The organism is Acaryochloris sp. IP29b_bin.148 (assembly GCF_028285565.1).
GTDB lineage: Bacteria > Cyanobacteriota > Cyanobacteriia > Thermosynechococcales > Thermosynechococcaceae > Acaryochloris.
The window spans coordinates 1-17,405 of the sequence record NZ_JANQOY010000246.1 but is presented as its reverse complement, the minus strand read 5'-3'; the positions used below and the strand labels follow the sequence as shown (position 1 = coordinate 17,405).

Below are 17,405 nucleotides of genomic sequence, written 5' to 3'. Positions count from 1 at the left end.
GTCTGGGCAGATATCAAAGAAGGTCTGCAATATCTTAACGAGCATCGACGGGTGCGCACGGCCCTCATTCAGCTGGTTATTTTATTCTCTGTATTTGCTGCCCTCGCCGTTTTAGTGGTGCGGTTAGCCGAGGTCCTGCCGGGAATTAAAACCTCCCAGTTTGGGTTTTTGCTGGCGACTGGCGGGATTGGCATGGCGATTAGCGCTACCATCCTGGGCTCCATTGGTCAGAACCTACCCCGACATCGCCTCAGTTTTTACGGGTCTATGGGTATGGCGGTCATGTTAGGTGGCTTAGCCTTTAGTACGCAATCCCTCTGGATTTCTTTAGGGCTCATGGTAGGCTTAGGGGCCGCCGCTGCTTTGATTGGCGTTCCCATGCAAACGACCATTCAAGAGAAAACCCCAGAAGAGATGCGGGGTAAGGTTTTTGGCCTGCAAAACAATGCCAGCAATATCGCCTTAAGTCTGCCCCTAGCCCTGGCTGGATTGGCGGAAACCTTCTTCGGATTACAGACGGTTTTACTAGGGCTTGCTGGGATTGTTGTGATCGGGGGGCTCTTATCCTGGTATATTGCCGATACCAGCTCATCTGTATCAGATGATGCAAACCCCTCACCCTTGTCGTCCCCCTAGTCCGTATGCACATCGCTTGGATTGGCAAAAAATCCCCGCCCTGTGGCAACGTCACCTATAGCCGCGAAATTACGAATGCCTTGCTCGATCGTGGTTATCAGGTTAGCTTTTTGCATTTTGCCCAAGATGCCTTTGATGAAGAAACCGGCAAGCCTCTAGATTTTCAAGAGACCCCGGTTCCCCAAGAATGCCAAGAGGTTCCGCTCCCCTTCCTCTACAAATCTCAGGTCTATACGATTCCCACCCTGAAATCGAGCAAAGTTTTAGCGGAGTCTTTGCGCAACCTGAAGCCGGATCTGGTTCATGCGTCCCTGACCCTCTCACCCCTAGATTTTGTCCTCCCGGAAATTTGCCAGGAGTTACAGGTGCCCCTAGTGGCGACGTTCCACCCGCCCTTTAGCCATAAGCATCGCAATTTGTCTTCGGGTACCCAACACTTCATGTACCAGCTCTATGCCCCTTCCCTGGCGAATTACGATGCGGTGATTATCTTTTCCCAAGCCCAGCGGGATTTGTTGATGCGCTTGGGCGTGCCGGAAGCCAAAATTGTGATTATCCCCAACGGGGTGGATACCGATAAATATTCTCCTGGCCCGTCTACCTTCAAAGCTGAACTCCATACCGAGCGTGTCTTTGTCTATCAAGGCCGGATTGCGATTGAAAAAAACGTTGAGTCCCTGCTAAAAGCGTGGAAACAGATACAGGCCCAGATGCCGGTTCATTCCAAACTGGTCATAGTGGGAGATGGCCCGCTGCTGAATGTCCATATGACCAACTATGGCCCTGAACAGAATGTGCTCTGGTTAGGGGCGATTTACGATGAACATCGTCGGATTGAAATTTTGCGGGGGGCAGATGTGTTTATTTTGCCGTCCTTTGTCGAAGGTCTATCCCTATCATTACTGGAAGCTATGTCCTGTGGTGTCGCCTGTCTCGCCACCGATGCGGGTGCAGATGGAGAAGTGCTGGCGGGTGGTGCTGGCATTGTCCTTAATCCCCAACGGACCCGAGGCGAACTCCGCACCTTATTGCCCGTTCTCGCTGAACATCCCGAAATGGTAGAACTCTTAGGGAAAAAAGGTCGCCAGCGAGTGCTAGAGCGATACTGTCTGGAGCGCAACCTCGATCAGCTCGAAAAGTTCTATTCTCAGCTGTTTCAAAACACCAAAGTTGAAGTCTATCGCTAGTTCTAGCAAACACGGTTCTAGCAAACTGGGTCTGGCGCTCGTTCCGCAATTACGGCCTCCGGCAAAATCAGCATGGCATCACCGAAGGAGTAGAACCGATATTGGTGTGCGATCGCATCCTTATACAGCGCCAATAACCGTTCTCGTCCGACCAAGGCACTCACCAGCATGAGCAAACTCGATTTCGGTAAATGAAAATTCGTGATTAACCCATCCACCACCCGCCACTGGTACCCCGGATAGATAAATAAATTTGTGCGTCCCTGCCAAGCCGTCAACGGACCGTTGTGACAGGCCCCCTCTAGGGCTCTCGTCACCGTCGTACCCACAGCAATCACCCGTCCCCCAGCCGCCTTCGTTGCCTTGATTGCATCCACCGTGGTTGCAGGCAAATTCACCCATTCTGAGTGCATATGGTGCTGGAGAATATCGTCTGTTTCGACCGGACGAAACGTGCCAATTCCCACATGCAGCGTCAGGCGGGCTTGACGAATCCCCTGGGCTTGGAGGTGGTCGAGTAGTTCAGGGGTAAAGTGCAAGCCTGCCGTCGGCGCAGCCACCGCCCCAGGATGTTGAGCATAAACCGTTTGGTACTGTTCTGGCTGCGCCCCCGAGTCCTGGATATATGGCGGTAAAGGGACTTCTCCTAGCTGTTCTAGGAGATCCTCAAAGGGCTGATCCACTAGGGGTTCAAATTGAATCACTCGTCCCCGAGTGTCTTCGTCCGTCGCCAACACTACTGCCCGCAATAAGGGTTGCTCTGGGGGGCCAAATTCTATTTGAGCCCCCGGCTTTAACCGCCGTCCTGGCTTAACCAAGGCCAGCCAAGTGAGCGGTTTTCGAGGTTCTAGCAAGAAGACTTCGACGGGCTGAGTCAAGGTCGGATTAATTTTACGACCGATTAGGCGGGCCGGAATAACTCGGGTGTCGTTAAAGACCAGTAAATCGCCAGGTTGCAGGAGCATCACCAAGTCCTGAAAGACTCGATGCTGGTGCACTGCTGGTTGAACCACCAGTAGCCGGGAACGGTCTCTCGGCACGAGAGGGGTTTGGGCAATTAAGGTCTCTGGCAGCGGGTAATCATAGGCTTGGAGGGTTTGATCTAACTCAGGTGTGGAGCCCACAGGTATGCTTTCTTTTTACTGGTGGTGAATGGGGTTGCCCTGGCTATGATAACCAACCAGGTTGGGTATAACCCCCTATTTATTATGGGGATTCTGCTCTACCCATAAGCAAAACCAATCGTAACAATAAGTATAGACAAGCATCTCTACTCACTACACAATCGCTGGGGTTAGTGCCAAGGCAGGCACAATTATGGATTACCTATACTATCTAGGAACAGCAAGTTTAGTCCTACGCGTGGTTCAGCACCTACGCCGAACCACTGCGTTACCCGTCGAGTTTATGACGGTGGTTCATCAGCTAAATGGTTGGGTGTTGCGGATCAAAACGGCACCTGGCTGGACCCAAGAAGATTTAGACAACTTTCGTGCTTTTCTTAGCGAATTAGGTATTCCTTACCAGGTAGACACGCGGGTTAGTACCGTGCTGCAGGCATTGGAATCAGGCCAGTCTCCTGTTGAGGTGATGAGCCAATATCAAGTTGCTGTGATTGCTCACGGCACCCCTGACAAGACAGAAATTGAGGCATTCCGCCAACAGTTTATTCAAGGATTGGGGTACTGCCCAGAAACATTGGCATAGTTACTCCGAATTCACTGAATTAGAAAAAGTCTTTGGCCTTCTGAACAGCAAGGGTCAGAACAAAAATGGCAAATATAAAGATGCCAAAGATCCCGAGATGTTCATTGACATTCACTTTGAAGGTATTGCTAAATTGCTCATTTATACCGTTGATCAAGCCTTCAGCAGCGCTAATGGCCCCATTCCGCTTTAAGCTCCAATCCGTTAAATCCTCTTGATATTGCTCTAAGTCTTGATTGAACTGGTCAAAGGCACCCGGAACCCGAGCATCATCTCCCGTTGGCTGTTGAGGCTGCTTGGGCTTGGGCTGATCGACAATGGGATCATATTCCAGGAGAATCCCGGGAAACTCACACTTTTTGAAGACGCTTTCTCCCATGCAGTCACAGCTTTTTTTGCGATCCTCCTCAATGTCATCATATTCTTTGACTTTGCCTGAGGTCACATCTTGCCAACAGGGGTCTTCAGCGACATCAATCCCTGCGCCCGAAAGCGTGGAGAGCGCTTCAAACGGCCATTTCGTTAAGGACAACTGGTTAAGCACCTTGCCGGGAGGACCAAAGGTATCGATGGGCAAAACCCCACCACCAAAGATAATTTGAGGAATCAGAAAGACTAGGACAAGAATAGGGGCCACACTCTGATTCGGGGCAGCAGCCGATCCCAATAACCCTAGCAACATCCCAGCAATCACCGAGAACGTAATGGTCAGATACATGCCCAAGAGAATACCGGGTTCACTCGGTAAATCCTTGACGGCAATGATTTTAAACAGCAGGAAAATACCTCCCTGATAGAGGGCCAGGAGGACACTCACCCATACCTTGGAGAAGACATAGGGAACAATCTGTAGGCCAATGATGCGTTCCCGACGGTAAATATCCACTTCCTTAACGATTTCTCGCATAGTCGGCAGCGCCCCCACCATGACGGCAAACAGAATGGTGGTAAATAGCATGGTTAACGCCAAACTGGCATCCCCATCTTCCGTGCTGAATAGGGGTTGGCTCCAGGTGACCAGATCCAGCAGTCCTAAGATCGGGGCGACGGCCAACATCAGTGCAAGACTGACGCGATCGCGCATCAGAATCGCAATATTTCGTTTCGACAGAATAAGAAACTGTCGCCAACTGGAGATGGTTTTGACCTGCGCCCCTGGCGCCTGCTGACGTAGACGTTTCGTGCCTCGCTGCACGCCAGATGCCCCCAAGGACTGTTGGCGCTGGGCAACATATTTTTGATAAAGCGGCGACTTGAGATAACGCTGTTGCCACTCCTGGGGCGATAACTCATGTTCAACCTTGGAATAAATTTGGTTGAACTTCTCAACACCGAAATATTGAGGTGCCTCTTTGGGTGGGCCATAGTAGGCTAAATATCCACCCCGCGCCATAAACACCACCTGATCACACATCGTCACATTGTCAGTCGCATGGGTAATCAGCAAAATCGTACGGCCTTGATCGGCTAGCTCCCGCAGCAATTGCATCAGCTCCGCTTCTGTACCCGGATCCAATCCTGAGGTGGCTTCATCTAAATAGAACAAGCTAGGTTTCGTCAGCAACTCCACCCCAATCGAAACCCGTTTAATTTGACCACCACTCAGAGACTTAATAGGCACGGAACGACGATGGGCTAGCCCCAAATCCTGCAGAACTTCGTTAACCCGCATTTTGCGTTCCGCCCGATTGGTGTCATTGGGCATCCGTAGCTGAGCAGCAAAATCCAGCGCTTGCTCAACCGTTAGCTCCATATGGACAATATCGCGTTGGGGAACATAGCCAATTTCACTACGGTAGGCATTAAAGTTGCGGTATAGATCTGTACCATTCACCAAAACATTACCGCTTGTCGCCGGACGGAACCCATTGAGGGCATCCAATAAGGTTGATTTTCCGCCGCCACTCACCCCCGCAATCACCACAAACTCTCTGGCATGAATCGATAAGGAGATATCTTGCAGAAGGTTCAGGTCTTTATTGATAACTTTGTTTAACCCCACGGCATCAAGACGGAGATTCCCCTCTTCATTGCTATGAAAAAGTGTCTCATTCAGATTGAAGGATAGGTTGGTTGGCCCCACCCGAATGGTGTCACCCACTCGCAAAGGATGATGACCCGCAATTTGCTTGCCATTGAGAAAGGTGCCATTGGTCGAGTTAAGATCGAGAACAATGTACGAGCCATCTTGCTTCTTGATTTGCGCATGAAATCGAGAGACTGACGGATGGTTGATCGTCATGTCATTGAGGGGATCACGCCCCAGCGTTAGGGTATCGCGTCCCTTTAGATCTAAATGTCGAGCTTGAGTTAGGGCTGCGCCTGAATCCACATCAGGAACGCCCGAAATAGTTGTTTTTTGGGCAGCAGCAGAAGGGGATGGCTGAGCAGCAGCCAGTACGGAAAAGATCAACTCATAATTGCCGATGCGGACTTGATCGCCCATGACCAATGTTCGAGGCGCATGAGGAACTAACTGAATCCCGTTTACGTAGGTTCCATCCGAGCTATTTAAATCCGTTACCACATATTCAGTGCCGGTGTATTTGATTTGAGCGTGATGTCGAGAAACAGACAGATCATCACCGAGAATCAAATGATTATCAGGGGATCGCCCCAAACTGACCTCATTTTGCGTCAGCGGAAAATCTCGAATAAACGTCTGATCTTTTTGGATATCAAGTTTAGCAGCAGAATTAGGCATCGTCAGAGTCGCGACAGCATGAATGAAACTAGCTCGAAGGGGAGCAACCTGATTGAGGAGACTGAGATAGGCACCAAAGTCCTATCACTCACGTCCGAACATTCATCAATATTAATCCCATTAACGATCCAATCATTCAAGATCAACGGTTACTGACCGACTCAGGAGCGGAGTCTTTGACAAAACTCAGTGGATTGTTCAGGAATGGGAATGTGTTGAGACAAGAGTTTAACCAGTTCTTGCTCAGTGACATCAGGATGCTGAGTGACGGTGCGTTGGTAAACAATCGTAGAAATTGGACCAATAAACTCCGCTAACGTGTTTTGGCACTTTTGACTGAACTCCGGTCGAATAGAAGATTCTCTGTTAGGGAGGATAGGAGTTGTCGCTGATTCAGGAGCAGTAGACGGTGGCCCTATGGGTGATGAAGGTACACCTGTACCTGTATGAGGTGAAGGGGGGCTGGTCGGTGGTGAAGGGGGGCTAGTCGATGGTGAAGGGAGTGGTTGGCTACCTGTGGATACTGGTCCAGACGTTGATCCAGGATGGAACGCATTGGAATTAGAATTGGAACTAGGAAGATTGACGGCCTGGGTAGATTCCAACGCTAAGGCTTGGTTGAGAGCAGACGTGGGGATAAACTGACCACTACTTTCTAATTCAATGAGTTGCTGTAAAACGACTTCGGCATTGGCTGGACGCTGGCTAGCAATAGGAGACATCAGCCAGTCTAAAAGATTCGCAAACCTGGGCGAAATATTGATTGCGGTTGATCGCCACTCAAAGTTATCTGTACTGCCATCGTAGAACTGACTCAGTTCTTTGCCCGTTACCAAATGAACAAACGTTCGTCCTAAAGCAAAGAAGTCTGATTGAGGAACGGCTTGGCCATGAATTTGCTCCCGAGGCGTATAAAACGACGATACAACCCGCGTGCCACCTTGCTGATTATTGGTCACATTCGTCACAGAACGGGCTGTACCAAAGTCCACCAGACAGATATTGCCGTTTGCTTTCAGCATAATGTTGGATGGCTTGATATCCCGATGCAGAACCTGCTGAGTATGCACCACTTGCAGGATCTTCAGAACCTGCTTCAGCCATTGCACCGCTAACTTCTCATCAATGGGATGTCCCCGTTGACGTAAATAATCTTGTAGATCTAACCCGACGATCTTTTCCATCACCAGACAGTGCAGGGGTTCTTTCCAATTCCGAGGATAGAACGTGAAATAAGCGTTGGGTTCAACCTTTGGGATACCAGGATGGCTGAGTTGACTGAGGAGATTGGCTTCTCGTTGAAAAAGTTCAACATGTTTAGGATAGTTATCCGTTAGAATCTTGAGAATTTTGGGACTACTATCTAAATCGCTCACTTCATAAGTTTTGCCAAACCCACCCTGACCCCGTAAACTGAGCACTCGATAGCGGCCTTCCAGCAACAACTCTGAGCCACAGCTAGCACAGAACAAGTGGTCATCTGAGCTTTGTGGATCAGCACAACTAGGATTGATGCAGAGACTCATGCGAGAAAGACAGGCAGGGATAGTGGGAAGAAAATAGGTGCGGAGCTGCGCATTTAATCAATGAGCAGTTGATCAGTGATTGAAATTAAATCTACCGTTTGGTCGCAAATCGCTCTCTTTATAGTTTGTGAATGGGTTGGTTTAGTGCCCCATTCAGATGCATGATGTAACTTGAGTTTAAGGATGAGACCTTATCTACAGAAGAGCTGATGCAACACCTTCTCTTCTTGTACCCCCAGTTAATACATCAACTGTTAGAGAGATCTTTACGCAAGGCGGCAAAATCTACCAAAAGGTTACCCACATTCTCTAGGTTTCTATGTGACATCATCACAAGGAACGGTCAGAAGTAAAAACCTTCTGGTTCTAGTGTATGGTTCTTAAGAACTCTAATAAAATGATCAACATCATCGCAATCCCTTCCTTAGGATCAATGGATAGATGTGATCTGACGCAATACACCTTTATGAATAGCCGTTAATAGGTGCTTATGGTGGGCGTCAAATATTCGAGGATAGCGTCAACATGCTTGTATAAATGCTGATATTCGGTCTTTTTTGCCCATAGTGTTGATGAATTCTAGTTGCATTTTCCCGAGGATTCAGTCCCTAAAAACTCTATAATTTCTGTATATAGCCAGTTTTGTCAATAAAAATATAATGATTTTGGTTTACTTCACGGAATAGCTAGCGCTTCTTCATGATTGTAGCTGCCAACACCTTATCCGCTCACCTCAATTTTCAGCCCAGCCCACAACCCTTGTTATCAGAGGCCGCGATCGTCTTCAAAATTTACAAATCTAAATAAAACAACCCATCGATATCCGTCTTTTGCGGTTAACCAACGTTAATCAGCTTACCTCTATAGAAACAGCAACGATAAGATGTATGTCTGGGCCACTGCTTTAGCCATACGCACATCCAATAATTAAGTAATGTTTCTGTTCCCTATCTCCCTATTATCAGTGGCTAGTCCAGTTACGCCATTGCTCGGAGATGTCCGCCTGGATCTGATGATTTTGGTGATTCTGCTGTTCTTATCCGCGTTCTTTGCTGGGTCTGAAACGGCCATCACGGCTCTCGACAACCTCAAGCTCAGGGCTTTGATGAAAGCGGAAGGGGATCCAGATGGGCTCTATCGGTTAGTGCTAGAGAAACGGGCTCGATTTATCACCACCCTGCTCGTAGGCAACAACTTGGTCAATAATTTTGCGGCGATTTTGACCAGCAATTTATTTGTGATCTGGTTCGGTGGAGCTGGCGTAGGACTGGCCACCGCCGTGGTCACCTTCTTGCTCCTTCTGTTTGGTGAAATCACCCCTAAATCCTTGGCAGTGAATAATGCCATGCCCATTTTTCAATGGGTGGTTCGTCCTATTTACTGGTTGTCCATCCTGTTATTACCGATTATTCGCTTGTTCGAATCGATTGTGCAGGTGGTGATTCGCTTTTTTCAGAGTGGCTTAAAGCAACAAAATGAATCGCTGCAAGATTTACAGCTCTTGATTGAAGTGCTTGGGGGACGAGGCCAGCTCGATTTACAGAAGCGCCAACTCCTCAACAAAGCATTGATGCTGGATAATCTGACGGTACGCCAAGTCGTTAAACCTCGGGTAGAGATGCAGACCGTTGACCATGAAGCCACGATGCAAGATGTGATCGATATTTGTCTAGAAAGCGGGTATTCGCGGATTCCGGTGCAAGAAGAGTCCAAAGACTCCATTGTGGGCGTGATTCACTTAAAAAGTGCGGTGCAACACCTCAAGACTCAGGGAAATGAAGTGGTGGCTGCAGCGATGGACCCACCCGTCTACATTCCCGAAACTAAACGGGTTGCTGATCTGATGAAAGAGATGTTGCATCAGCGTCTTCATTTAGCGATCGCAGTGGATGAGTATGGCGGCACAGTCGGTTTGGTGACCTTAGAAGATCTGTTAGAGGAGCTGGTGGGCGAAATTTATGATGAGAGTGATTCCCCCAGCTTTGCGAAGCCACGACGATATTTGGGGTTAGGGTTGTTATCTCGCCAGGGCTCGAACCCTTCTTAATCGGTTTAATCGGTAGACCGGAGGCGCGATTGGGCAATTTGCCAACTGAGAAACATAACAGGCAAGAGTCCGACCATTACAATGGCGAGCGCAGGGGCCGCAGCTTCCACTAACCGTTCATCAGATGCATAACGGTAGACGCGCACCGCTAAGGTATCAAAATTGGGGGGTTGGATGACGATGGTGGCGGGCAGTTCTTTCATCACGTCCACAAACACCAACATCAAGGCTGTCAGTAAACTCCCCCCCATCATGGGAGCATGCACTTTAGCAAGGGTACTGCGGGCAGAATGGCCTAAGCTATAGGCTGCATCATCAAAGCTGGGTTTAATTTTTGCTAGCCCTGACTCTACTGAGCCGAGAGAGACCGCTAGAAATCGAACCAAATAGGCGAAGATCAAGGCGGTAATGGTGCCCTGGAGCAAAGAATCCAGGTTAAACCACTTTTGGAGCAGGGGTGCGATCGCACCATCTACCTGAGCCAAGGGAATTAGAATGCCCACCGCAATCACCGAACCCGGAATCGCATATCCCATCGCGGCCACCCTCACCCCCAGCCGCATCACAGGTGTACCGCTCAAGCGCAAGCCATACACCAGAAATAAGGACAGCAACACCGCCAGACCCGCCGTTAGGGTCGCCAACAGCAAGCTGTTCAGAGCCAGCGGCAAAAATTGCTGATCCAGGGTCTCGGCTCTATTTTCCAGGGTCATCTGCACCAGTAAGGCCCCTGGAATCAGTAACCCCAAACCAATCGGTAAACAGCAGCTCACCCAAGCCAACACCGCTCGTCCACCTCCCAGCTTATAGGTCGATAGGCGCTGAAACGGGCTGCTGGTTTGGTAGTAGCGGGCCTGTCGGCGCGACCATCGCTCCAATAAAATCAAGCTGAGAATAAACATCATTAGCACTGCCGCTAGTTGGGTCGCCGCCATCTGCTCGCCACCACCAAACCAAGTCCGATAAATGCCTGTGGTAAAGGTAGGCACGCCAAAGTATTGAACCGTGCCAAAGTCATTGAGAGTTTCCATCAGGGCCAGCGCTAAGCCTGCTGTAATCGCAGGACGCGCCAGGGGCAGGGCCACTTTTACAAAGCTTTGCCAAGGATTACACCCTAAGGACCGACTGGCTTCTTGGGTACAGATGGACTGCTCCAAAAAGGTGACCCGCGTTAATAGGTAAACGTAGGGATAGAGGACTAGGCTAAACATTGCGATCGCACCCCATAAGGACCGAATATTCGGGAACCAATAGTCCGTGGCACTTTCCCACCCAAACCCATCGCGCAGGAAGGTTTGAACAGGACCAAAATAGTCGAAAACGTCTGTATAGGTATAAGCGAGCAGGTAAGCAGGAGCGGCTAACGGTAGCAATAATGCCCATTCAAAGATGCGACTCCCTGGAAACTCGCACATGGTCACTAACCACGCCGTCCCCACCCCAATGATCAGAACGCCAACACTCACCCCCAGCATCAGGAGTAGGGAATTGGTGATATAGGTGGGCAGAACAGTAGTGGCGAGATGTTCCCAGGTCTCACTTTGATTGGTAAAAATACTGCTTAAAACCACAAAAATAGGGGTGGCAATCAATACCGCAATCCCCATCACCCCAATCGTCCACATATTCCATTGCAGAGTCGTAAAAGGGCTGAGGACGCGGGATAGTCTTAAAAAGGATTTAGAAGACAAATTCAGAGGGATGGTGACTGTATAGTCCAGTATTGCATTCTGCCAAAGCCCATGATGTAGAAATTACATTCGCAGACCAGCGTCTTGGAGATCCTTTTATACTCAAGATATAACCCCAGCGGGTCTAGATTATGACAACTAGGGTGGCTCTAGCCTATCTCTTGATCCTTAGCTATTTCGTTGTTGAACGTTTGTTAAGACAAGGTCAGCCAGCCCTCAGTCTGCAACCCGGCCAGTCTGATCAGAGCAGCTCAAAAATGCTCTGGATCAGTGGTTTATTTAATCTTCTGCTGGTACTGATTGCCCCACTATTGAATACTGTTTCGCTGGGGCATTGGCAGAATTTATGGGGGAGCTGGTTGGGGCTAGGACTGATGGTGAGTGGCCTCTGTTTACGCTACTGGGCTGCGAAAACCCTGGGCAAATTCTATACCCGAACGCTGCAAACCTTCGAAGGCCAGGACATTATTGAGCAGGCCCCCTATAACCTGATTCGTCATCCAGGTTACCTGGGAACGTTCCTTTGGATCATCGGGGCAGGATTAGCCGTTGAGAATTGGATAGTCACGGTCACGGTTACAGCCGTTGGCCTGCTATCTCGGATATACCGTATCCGCTCAGAGGAAGCCATGCTGCTCGCAGAACTGAGTGAGCAATACCAAGCCTACTCCCAAAAGACGTGGAGACTGGTGCCTTTGATTTATTAATGCAGCCTTTAGGTGGTTCATCTTGCGATCGCATCTACAGTAGAACTATCTGAACTAAAAAATCGAGATGGGCATGCACTCTCTATCAGCAACAGTTTCGACCCATGTAAACACGGATCAAGCTGTAGCCTTTGAAACGATTGTCCCCATTGACCTTACTACTATCTTCCAAGGCTATGGTCCGCTCCCTGCGGTCACAAGCGTTGAGGGTCAGAGTGGGGCATGGGATACGGTGGGACAAACCCGTGTCGTCCTGTTGTCCGACCAGAGTTCTTTGACGGAGACACTCACCCAATACAATTACCCAAATTACTTTAGCTACACCCTTAGCGACTTCACTGGCTCACTGCGTTTTCTCACTTCATCGGCCCAGGGAGAGTGGTGGTTTAGTCAGAGGGAAGCAAGCCAGACCTACATTCAATGGCGTTATGCCTTTCAGGCCCGGTCGATTCTTGCGATTCCCCTGTTGTGGCTGCTGGTTAATGGGTTGTGGTGTCGCTATATGCATCGGACATTACAACGCGCCCAGACCTATATTCGGCCCAATGAAAATGTAATGGGTATGCGCTGACATTCAGAAAGGCTTAGAATCGCTACCCTAGATAGCGATGTGTTAGCATCAAGACTTCATGAAGCCAGGGGATTCGCCATTCAAGCTATCGATCATCACTGCAACACATCAACGGGCCACAGCGCTTAGAGACGTCGCCCTCGCTAGCTTACTCCAGCAGACTGATCTCGATTTTGAGTGGGTGGTCATCAATGATGGTAAAGATACTGACACCCGAAACTTAATTCAATCCACTGAGCTTCCTTTTCGGCACCAATACCTAGAAATCGATCATCCCCAAGCAGGGTTTGGCCTATGCATTGCACGCAACTTAGGCATAGAGACGGCTAATGGAGAGCACATCTGTTACCTGGATGATGACAACAGCCTGAGACCTGATTGTACGGCCACCCTTCACACTTGGTTCAAGCAATCTCCCCACAGCCAATTCTGCTTGCCACAGCAATGGCGACGCAGAGATGTCATCAGAAACGGCCAAGTGGTTAAGCAGGGGAAGCCCTTTGTCTCACCCAGTCCTGAAACGACTCTTAATGACCTAATCACCCAACAGTCGCTGTTCGATAGCAACGGCTTCACCCACAAACGCACCGGATCGCCTCGCTGGAACCCGCGCTACAAAATATTCTGTGATTACGAATTTTTCCTTCAGTGCGTCAGCCAATGCGATCATGCCTCGGAAGAGCAATTTTTCTTTATTCCTGAAATATTGGTGAACTATATCCAGACCACGGACGGCATTATTGGACAATCAGGTTATGGTGAATGGGCGAGAGAGTTGCAACAGCTCTATGATCAACGCCTAACCTATAAAGGGATAAAGGCAGAGTGGGCTAATTGGATGCCCCAAGCAATTCAGAAGTACCAGCAAAAATCTCAGGTTCCTCTACCAGCATTCACGAGGTGACGACATGATCAGTAAAGAAGCCATTGCCACCCAACAACTCAGCCCCGTGGTTGAGACTATTTTTCATTGGCAAGCTGATGATCCGAGTCATTGCTTGCTGAGGATTTTTGTCGATGGCCAAACTCAGCAAGCATATGTAGTGGCTTCAGAGCTGTATAGCAACAAAACAATGGAGAAGCATGTGCTCCATGATTTCGAAGAATTGGCTCTAGATATATTTACTAGGCATTCCACTTTACTTGATCCAGACAATATCAACGGGGTGAGCTGGATTAGTCACTATGGTAGATTCTCAGTTGTAGTTTCCTTTGAGAACTTAACAAAACCAGAGGAATTTAGAAAAGTAGATTTACCTTGGCCTCTTCCTGAACAGTTGTCACGATATGACGGCAAGGATACTTACCTAGAAGAACCAGACGAACAAAAACTATTTTCTCAGATATTACTTGAACCCGTAGCAAATATATTAGACAGGATTTCAGGTGACCTTTGAGATAAAGGGAGGGCCAAGCCTTAAAGAAACCAAGGATAGACTTCGCTCCTTCTCTAGAAGTTTCGCTAACAAGCAGATAACCATTATTCGTTTTAAACCTCCCCAAAAGGTACAAAATCCTACTGAACTTGCAAAGTATGAGGCAGCAAGGTTTTCTACTGAACATAAGATAAAAACATTTGTCGCTTTAGGTTGCAACGTTAAAGATTTATATCTAGGTTTTTCTACGTCAAAAGGTGAATTTCAAGAGTTATTAGCTGAGGCAAATATAACCTCAGTCGGCATCATAGTTCAAAACCCTTTCCCCGAAGGTTTTCAGGAAGAGTTATCTGCTATATCCTATGAGAAAGATATAGATGGCCTACGAGATAATAACCCGATCTTTTTTCCCCGAAGGTTTTCAGGAAAAGTTATCTGCTATATCCTATGAGAAAGATATAGATGGCCTACGAGATAATAACCCGATCTTTCAAGTCTCAGCCACCTCAGAAACTATATTCCGTATTGTTGGGCCTTTTGTTGAAGATAACGATATCGTTGCCGTAGTAGGTGCGAAAGGCTTTGTCGGTGGTGGTGTCATAAAGCTATTAGAGGAGGGAGAAATAACTACCCTTTGCCTTGATTATGGTGATGATTTACTCCAAACCCGAAATGCCAATATCGTCATTTCAGCAACGGGTGTCCCAGAGCTTCTAGATGAGCGCCATATCACCCCTGAGCATCGATTAGTTGTAGATGCTGGCTTTATCCCCCTCGCTGATTCCCCGATCCTTGGAGATGTCAACCGATCAGCTTATGACATCCCTCAGGGCATCACCCCAGTTCCAGGTGGAGTGGGTCCATTCCAAATGGCTACGCTGATGGAGCGCTTGGTTGCAATAACCTGTGAAAAAGAGTTTAAGCCTTGGACCATACAGGCTTCTGAAGTAACCCCCCTCGATTAAAAGTGATCAGCTCTATCAAACATTGATCTATCTGCAGTATCCATGACTCTATGCATCATGAAATTACTAAGAGCGGTGACCCTTTCGCTAAAATATTGACATGAAATGCAAAGAGAGCCAGCAAACGACTTGAATGGCGAAGACAAACTATGCCTACTGGCAAGATGGGAAGTTGGGTTACCTTGATGAGTACCCCGACTACTGGACTCAGGGTGAATCTGAAGCAGAGCTACGAGAAAACCTGCTAGATATCTATCGGGATCTTTCTAGCGGTTCAGTAAACCCTATGCTTATTGATAACAATTGAGAGCCAATGATGACACCCCCCCAATCCGTTGAATTTTTAGATGAATTTGAAGTGATTGTGGTGGGGGCAGGCCATGCCGGTTGCGAAGCCGCCTTAGCCGCTGCTCGGATGGGCTGCAGTACCCTCTTACTCACCCTTAATCTGGATAAAATTGCTTGGCAACCCTGTAATCCAGCGGTGGGAGCACCCGCCAAATCTCAGCTGACCCATGAAGTGGATGCTCTGGGGGGTGAAATTGGCAAAATGGCCGATCGCACCTATTTACAAAAGCGGTTGCTCAATCATTCTCGGGGTCCTGCCGTTTGGGCCTTACGGGCTCAGACTGACAAGCGCGAGTATGCGGCAGTGATGAAAACCATCGTTGAGAACCAGAGCAATCTGACAGTACGCGAAGGCATGGTTACGGATTTGGTTCTGGGGGAAAACGACGAAGTGGTTGGGGTCCAGACCTATTTTGGAGTGGCCTTTCGCTGTCAGACCGTTATTTTGACCACAGGCACCTTTTTAGGGGGACGGATCTGGGTTGGAGATAAGTCTATGCCCGCTGGACGAGCTGGAGAATTTGCGGCTGAAGGACTGACTGAAACCTTAAATCAATTGGGCTTTGAAACAGGTCGGTTGAAAACTGGGACACCCGCTCGGGTCGATAAGCGGTCTGTAGACTTTAGCGTGATGGAGCCTCAGCCCCCCGATCAGCAGGTGCGTTGGTTTAGTTTTGATCCTGCGGTTTGGATTGAGCGGGAACAGATGAACTGCTATATCACCCGCACAACGCCCGAAACCCATAAGCTGATTCAGGACAACCTACATCTATCCCCCGTCTATGGGGGGTGGGTGGATGCCAAAGGTCCACGCTACTGTCCCAGTATTGAAGATAAAATTGTTCGCTTTGCCGATAAGGCTAGCCATCAGATTTTTATTGAACCAGAAGGCCGCGATATTCCTGAACTTTATATTCAAGGATTTTCCACGGGTTTACCCGAAGCATTGCAGTTACGAATGTTGCGATCGCTGCCCGGTCTCGAACAGTGTGCGATGCTGCGCCCAGCCTATGCCGTGGAATATGACTATCTCCCCGCCACCCAGTGTTATCCCACCCTGATGACCAAACGGATCGAAGGTTTATTCTGTGCGGGACAAATTAATGGCACCACGGGCTATGAAGAAGCGGCGGCTCAGGGGATTGTTGCCGGTATCAATGCCGCTCGGTTTGTGAATCAGCAAGAAATGCTTGTTTTCCCCAGAGCGGAAAGCTATATTGGCACGCTCATCGACGACCTGTGCACCAAAGACTTACGAGAGCCCTATCGGATGTTGACGGGCCGATCCGAATATCGCTTGCTACTGCGATCGGATAATGCCGATCAGCGGTTGACGCCCTTAGGCCGTGAGGTGGGTCTGATTGATGATCGGCGCTGGCATTTGTTTACTCGTAAGCAGGCTGCGATTACGGCTGAGAAAGAGCGGCTCCATGCCACTCGCCTCAAAGAGCGCGATCCTGCTGCTCAGGCCATCGTCCAGACAACAGGCGAAAAAATTAAAGGGTCGATTACTCTATCTGATCTGCTGCGTCGGCCCAAGTTTCACTACTGCGATCTTCAACAGCACGGCTTAGGCATTGAGACCCTGGAACGCTCTGAACGCGAGAGCATCGAAATTGAAATTAAATATGCGGGATATATTCAGCGCCAACAGCGCCAGATTGAGCAGGTCAGTCGGCAAGAACAGCGAAAGTTGCCTGAAAATATCGATTACGCCAGCATTGAGACACTCTCGATGGAAGCACGGGAAAAACTAGCCAAAGTCCGTCCTCTGACGGTGGGGCAAGCCTCTCGAATTGGTGGCGTCAATCCTTCGGATATCAATGCTTTGCTGTTTTATTTGGAAACCTTGGCGCGATTGTCCCCAGTCCGCTAAACGCCTGTGATACCATATTAAAGTCTTGTTGGCTGTGGTCAACAACGGGATGTAGCGCAGTTTG

16 protein-coding genes are annotated in these 17,405 nt (G+C 48.9%); 12 read left to right on the top strand and 4 right to left on the bottom strand.

From position 1 onward, the window contains the following. Both Q0986_RS22385 and Q0986_RS22380 read left to right on the top strand, forming a co-directional pair. Positions 1 to 636, top strand: a 636-nt coding sequence (locus Q0986_RS22385; protein WP_299416327.1) for an MFS transporter, incomplete at its 5' end; no start/stop codon positions are given. A gap of 5 nt (positions 637 to 641) precedes the next feature. Further along, positions 642 to 1,823 carry a glycosyltransferase family 4 protein gene (locus Q0986_RS22380; RefSeq protein WP_299416323.1) on the top strand — a complete coding sequence of 394 codons (1,182 nt, stop codon included), beginning with the start codon at positions 642 to 644 and terminating at the stop codon, positions 1,821 to 1,823. 17 nt (positions 1,824 to 1,840) lie between these two features. On the opposite strand, the gene queA is transcribed toward Q0986_RS22380, so the two are convergent. Further along, complete coding sequence (queA, locus tag Q0986_RS22375) at positions 1,841 to 2,947, bottom strand: tRNA preQ1(34) S-adenosylmethionine ribosyltransferase-isomerase QueA (protein WP_299416319.1); 1,107 nt, start codon at positions 2,945 to 2,947, stop codon at positions 1,841 to 1,843. 193 nt (positions 2,948 to 3,140) lie between these two features. Here queA and Q0986_RS22370 point away from each other — a divergent pair, with 193 nt between their 5' ends. After that, a complete protein-coding gene (locus Q0986_RS22370) occupies positions 3,141 to 3,530 on the top strand; it encodes a hypothetical protein (protein ID WP_299416315.1) in 390 nt (129 codons plus the stop codon). 19 nt (positions 3,531 to 3,549) lie between these two features. On the opposite strand, the gene Q0986_RS22365 is transcribed toward Q0986_RS22370, so the two are convergent. Then, positions 3,550 to 6,234, bottom strand: a complete 2,685-nt coding sequence (locus tag Q0986_RS22365) for an FHA domain-containing protein (protein ID WP_299416310.1) — start codon at positions 6,232 to 6,234, stop codon at positions 3,550 to 3,552. 161 nt (positions 6,235 to 6,395) lie between these two features. After that, a complete protein-coding gene (locus Q0986_RS22360; RefSeq protein WP_299416307.1) occupies positions 6,396 to 7,760 on the bottom strand; it encodes a serine/threonine-protein kinase in 1,365 nt (454 codons plus the stop codon). Positions 7,761 to 8,772: 1,012 nt separating this feature from the next. On the opposite strand from Q0986_RS22360, the gene Q0986_RS22355 reads away from it, so the two are divergent. Next, a complete protein-coding gene (locus Q0986_RS22355) occupies positions 8,773 to 9,807 on the top strand; it encodes a hemolysin family protein (protein WP_299416341.1) in 1,035 nt (344 codons plus the stop codon). 5 nt (positions 9,808 to 9,812) lie between these two features. Here Q0986_RS22355 and Q0986_RS22350 read toward each other — a convergent pair whose 3' ends face one another. After that, positions 9,813 to 11,432, bottom strand: coding sequence for an iron ABC transporter permease (locus Q0986_RS22350; protein WP_299416336.1), 1,620 nt, complete (start codon positions 11,430 to 11,432; stop codon positions 9,813 to 9,815). A 197-nt stretch (positions 11,433 to 11,629) separates the two neighbouring features. Between Q0986_RS22350 and Q0986_RS22345 the strand changes: the two genes are divergently transcribed. From Q0986_RS22345 to mnmG, 8 genes are all read left to right on the top strand, one after another. After that, positions 11,630 to 12,205, top strand: a complete 576-nt coding sequence (locus tag Q0986_RS22345) for an isoprenylcysteine carboxylmethyltransferase family protein (RefSeq protein WP_299416304.1) — start codon at positions 11,630 to 11,632, stop codon at positions 12,203 to 12,205. A 73-nt stretch (positions 12,206 to 12,278) separates the two neighbouring features. Then, on the top strand, positions 12,279 to 12,776 hold the full coding sequence (locus tag Q0986_RS22340) for an SRPBCC family protein (RefSeq protein ID WP_299416299.1): 498 nt from the start codon (positions 12,279 to 12,281) through the stop codon (positions 12,774 to 12,776). A 58-nt stretch (positions 12,777 to 12,834) separates the two neighbouring features. Continuing rightward, on the top strand, positions 12,835 to 13,680 hold the full coding sequence (locus Q0986_RS22335; RefSeq protein ID WP_299416296.1) for a glycosyltransferase family A protein: 846 nt from the start codon (positions 12,835 to 12,837) through the stop codon (positions 13,678 to 13,680). A gap of 4 nt (positions 13,681 to 13,684) precedes the next feature. Continuing rightward, positions 13,685 to 14,173: a hypothetical protein gene (locus Q0986_RS22330; protein ID WP_299416291.1), complete on the top strand. Its 489-nt coding sequence runs from the start codon at positions 13,685 to 13,687 to the stop codon at positions 14,171 to 14,173. After that, entirely contained in the window at positions 14,163 to 14,603 is a 441-nt protein-coding gene (locus Q0986_RS22325; RefSeq protein WP_299416287.1) for a hypothetical protein, read from the top strand. The genes Q0986_RS22330 and Q0986_RS22325 overlap by 11 nt, the downstream gene beginning before the upstream one ends. Then, positions 14,530 to 15,117 carry a hypothetical protein gene (locus tag Q0986_RS22320; RefSeq protein WP_299416283.1) on the top strand — a complete coding sequence of 196 codons (588 nt, stop codon included), beginning with the start codon at positions 14,530 to 14,532 and terminating at the stop codon, positions 15,115 to 15,117. The genes Q0986_RS22325 and Q0986_RS22320 overlap by 74 nt, the downstream gene beginning before the upstream one ends. Before the next feature lie 133 nt (positions 15,118 to 15,250). Beyond that, a complete protein-coding gene (locus Q0986_RS23110; protein ID WP_366918663.1) occupies positions 15,251 to 15,424 on the top strand; it encodes a type II toxin-antitoxin system HicB family antitoxin in 174 nt (57 codons plus the stop codon). A gap of 9 nt (positions 15,425 to 15,433) precedes the next feature. Further along, complete coding sequence (gene mnmG / locus Q0986_RS22315) at positions 15,434 to 17,341, top strand: tRNA uridine-5-carboxymethylaminomethyl(34) synthesis enzyme MnmG (protein WP_299416331.1); 1,908 nt, start codon at positions 15,434 to 15,436, stop codon at positions 17,339 to 17,341. Positions 17,342 to 17,405 lie beyond the last annotated feature (64 nt).